At 75.6% G+C, this 4,453-nt stretch carries 2 protein-coding genes; both read right to left on the reverse strand.

Features of this window, described 5'->3' with window-relative positions:
• Positions 1-762: beta-ketoacyl synthase N-terminal-like domain-containing protein (locus AC08OV_RS23705; protein ID WP_476620348.1), on the reverse strand; the 762-nt coding region annotated here is incomplete at its 3' end.
• 39 nt (positions 763-801) lie between these two features.
• Positions 802-4,453, reverse strand: a 3,652-nt coding sequence (locus AC08OV_RS23710) for an SDR family NAD(P)-dependent oxidoreductase (RefSeq protein ID WP_476620349.1), incomplete at its 5' end; no start/stop codon positions are given.

A 4,453-nucleotide genomic window follows, 5' to 3' on the forward strand; every position in this document is an offset into this window, starting at 1 on the left:
CGCAAGCGCCCGCTGCCGGGAGAACTCCATGAACATGCCCGGCCCGGCCATCACGGTGGCCCCGCCGGCCAGCGCGGTCGTGCACTCCCCGCGGCGCAGCGCGGAGGCAGCCAGATGCATGGCCACCAGCGAGGACGAGCAGGCCGTGTCCACCGTGACCGCAGGCCCCTCGAACCCGAACACATACGACACCCGGCCCGACGCCACGCTCCCGGTGGAGCCGGTCCCGGTGAAGCCCTCCAGCTCCGGCGACACCGGGCCGCTGCCGTAGCCCTCGTGGATGACGCCGGCGTACACGCCGACCTCGGCGCCCTTCAGCGACGTCGGGTCGATCCCCGCGTGCTCCAGTGCCTCCCACGAGGTCTCGAGCAGCAGCCGCTGCTGCGGGTCCATCGCGATGGCCTCGCGCGGTGAGATGCCGAAGAACGCGGCATCGAACAGCGCCGCCTCGTGGAGGAATCCGCCCTGGTCGACATACGACGTGCCGGACCGGTCGGTGTCGGTGTCGGTGTCGGTGTCGAACAGGCTGTCCAGGTCCCAGCCGCGGTCGGTCGGGAACCCGGACACGCCGTCGCCGCGCTCGCTGACCAGTCGCCACAGGTCGTCCGGGCCGGCGACCCCGCCGGGCAGCCGGCACGCCATCCCGACGATCGCGATCGGCTCTGACTGCTCGCTCTCCAGCTCACGGACCCGCTGCTGCGACCGGCGGGCGTCGGCCAGCACCCGCTTGAGGTACTCGCGCAGCTTGCTCTCATCAGCCATGGGAGGTCTGCTCCTGGGATCCGCTGGTCAATGCTCGGGCTACTGCCCGAACTCGGTGTCGATGAGCGCGAACAGCTCGTCGTCGGAGGCCGCCTCGACGTCCACCGCGGCGTCGTCCGGCGTGGCGCCGGCCGCCCAGTCCGCCAGCAGCCGTTGCAACCGGGTGGCGACCTGGGCCCGGACCAAGGCGTCCGGCGCCCCGGCGGCGAGCACCGCCTCCAGCCGGCCGATATCGGACAACAACGCCTCTCCCGGGACCGCCGGGCCGGCCGCGGGATCGAGCCGCTCACCGAGGTGGGCGGCCAGCGCCACCGGGCTGGGGTGGTCGAAGACGGCGGTTGCGGGCAGGTTGAGACCGGTGGCCTCGCGCAGCCGGTTACGCAGCTCGACCGAGGTGAGCGAGTCGAAACCGGCCTCCTTGAAGGCGGTGTCGGGCGCCACCTGGGCGGGGCCGGCGTGTCCGAGCACGAGCGCCACGTGGGCGCGGACGAGCTCGAGCAGCCGGTGGGCGCGCTCGGCCGGTGGCAGCCCGGCCAGCCGGGCTGCCAGGCCGTCGCTCGCGTCGGCGGCCGTCCGGGCCGTGGGCCGCCGGCTGCGGACCAGCCCGCGCAGCAGGGGCGGCACGCCGGCGCCCAGCGCCGCCTCGGCCCGCAGCGCCCGTGAGTCGAGCCGGACCGGCAGGACCAGTGCGCGCCCGGTCCGCAGTGCGACGTCCAGCAGGTCCATGCCCTCGGCCAGGCTGATCGGCACCACCCCGCCACGCCGGCCCGCGGGCGTGGCGACCGGGCCGGCCTGCTCCCAAGGCCCGAACGCCAGCGACGTGGCCGGCCTACCGGCCGCCCGCAGCTGTGCGGCGACGGCGTCCAGGTAGGCGTTCGCGCCGGCGTAGCCGGCAGCGCCGGCTCCGAGGAACACCGACGCCGCCGAGCCGGCTAGCACGAAGGCCTTCAGGTCGAGCGACCGGGTGAGGTCGTCGAGGTGGTCGGCGGCGACGGCCCTGGGCGCGAACACCCGGTTCAGCCGCTCGGTGTCGTACTCGCCGACCAGGCCGCCGTCGAACAGCCGGGCGGCGTGCACGACGGCGGTCAGCGGGTGTTCCGTCGGGACGGCGGCCAGCAGGTCGACGACAGCCGACCGGTCGGAGACGTCGCATACGACCGCCGACACGCTCGCGCCGGCGGCGGTCAGCTCGGCCAGGAGTTCGGGCGCACCCGTGGCGGCCGCGCCGCGGCGGCTCGCCAGGACCAGGTGCCGGACGCCGTGCCGGGCCACGAGGTGGCGGGCGATCGCGGCGCCGAGGGTGCCCGTGCCGCCGGTGACCAGCACGGTGCCCTCCGGGGCGAGGGCGGGACCCGTGGCCGGGCCGGGGGCGCCGAGCCGGGCCAGTCGGGGGACGAACAGCGCGCCGGCGCGGACGGCGACCTGGGGCTCGCCAGCCGCCAGGGCCGCTCCGACCAGTTCCGCCAGTCCAGGTAGTTCGGCCGGCGGGTCGGTGGCCGGATCGGCGTCGACCAGCACGAGGCGGTCCGGGTGCTCGGCCTGCGCCGCCCGCACCAGGCCCCAGACGGCGGCTCCGGCGCGGTCGGTCACGGTCGCGTCGCCGCCGGCCGGGACGGCGCCGCGGGTGGCGACGACGAGCCGGGCGGTTTCCGGGGCCGCCGCCAACCACGTCTGGACGGCGGCGAGGACCTCGGCGGCCAGGGCCCCGGCGGCGCCGCTGTCGGCGGCCTCGGCGGTGAGCAGGACGACGCCCGGGGGGTCGGCCCGGGCGGTCAGCTCGGCGACGTCGCCGGCGGTGCGGGCGACCGACAGCGCCGGGCCGGCGGCCCCCACGGACGGGACCGGCGACCAGGTGACCTCGAACAGGTCCTCCTCGCCGGCGCCCGCGACCTCCGCGGCGGCCACCGGGCGGAACGTGACCGCCGCCGCAGTCAGCACCGGGCCGCCGGCCGGGTCGGTGGCCGACAGCCGGATCGCTCCGTCCCCTGCGGGGGCGAACCGGACCCGCAGCCGGGTGGCGCCGGACGAGTGGAGGGTGACCTCACGCCAGCCGGCGGGGTGCTCGTCGCCGTCGGCACCGGGCCGGGCGGCCTGCAGTGCGGCGTCGAGCAGGGCCGGGTGGATGCCGTAGCGGCCGGTGTGGTCACGCTGGTCCTCGGGCAGCTCAACCTCGGCAAAGAGTTCCTCGCCGCGCCGCCAGAGCGCCGGGGCGCCGGCCTCGGGTTCGATCTCCTCGGCGCCGGGCGGCGGCCAGGCCGCCGGATCCGGTGGCCGGTCGCCGGCCGCGGGGTCCGGGGCGGCGTCGTCCAGGAGGCCCGTCGCATGACGGGTCCAGTCGTCGGTCTCGTCCGGGCTGGAATGCACGGCCAACGGCCGGGCACCGTCCGCGCCGGGCGCGCCGACGGTGACCTGCAGCCGGACGCCACCGCGTTCCGGCACCGCGAGCGGCCGGTCCACGGTCAGTTCCCGCAGCCGACCGCAGCCGGCCTCGTCGCCGGCCCGGACGGCCAGTTCGACCAGGCCGGCGGCGGGCAGCGCCGGGACGCCGCGGAGGGCGTGGTCGGCGAGCCAGGGGTGGGTGCGCAGCGACAGGAGGGAGGTGAAGACCAGGCCGTCGTTCTCGGGCAGCCGCAGGACGGCGCCGAGCAGCGGGTGGCCGGCCTCGGCCTGACCAAGGGCGACCGCGTCGGTGGAGGTGACAGGAGACAGCCAGTAGTGCTCGTGGTCGAAGGCGTAGGTCGGCAGGTCGACGCCGTCGCCGGTGCTGCCGTCCCGGAGGGTGGCGGTCCAGGCGACGTCCACGCCGCGGACGAACAGCTCGCCGGCCGCGGTCAGGAGGGTTTCGGTCTCGGGTCGCCCTTCGCGCAGGACCGGGACGGTGGATGCGGTTTCGGCGAGGAGGCCGGAGAGGGCTGCGCCGGGGCCGACTTCTACGAAGAGTTCGGCGCCGGAGGCCTGGACGCCGTCGTGGAATCGCACCGGGCGGCGGATGTGGGCGGCCCAGTAGTCCGCCGAGGCCAGCTCGTCGGCCGCGACGATCCTGCCGGTCAGGTTGGAGACGACCGGGATCCTGGCCGGGCTCCAGGAGATGTCCGCGAGGGCGGCGGCGAAGTCGGCGATCATGGGTTCCATCCGCGCGGAGTGGAACGCGTGGGAAACGGCCAGCCGCCTGACCTTCCGGCCTTCCGCACGCAGATGTTCGGCCGCGGCCAACACAGGTTCCTCGTCCCCGGACAGCACGACCGAGTCCGGGCCGTTGACAGCGGCAAGGTCGACGCCGCCGCCGAGACAGCGCTGGACATCGCCCTCGGTCGCGTTCACGGCGACCATGGCCCCACCGGGTTCAAGCGCCTGCATCAGCCGGCCCCGCGCCGCCACGACCGTGCAGGCATCCTCCAGCGACAGCACCCCCGCGACGTGCGCGGCCGTGATCTCACCGATCGAATGGCCCATCACCGCATCGGGTCTCACACCCCACGAACCCAGCAGCCGGGTAAGAGCGACCTCGACGGCGAACAGCCCTGCCTGCGCGAAGACGGTCTGGTCCAACAGCCCGTTCCGCGGCTCGAAGACCACCTCACGCACCGAAAAACCGACCACACCCGCCAGCCGCTCGTCCAACAACCCGCAGACCTCGTCAAAGGCAGCCGCGAAGACCGGGAACCGCGCATACAGCCCTCGGCCCATCCCC

Source organism: Frankia sp. CeTa3Moorea (assembly GCF_978021225.1).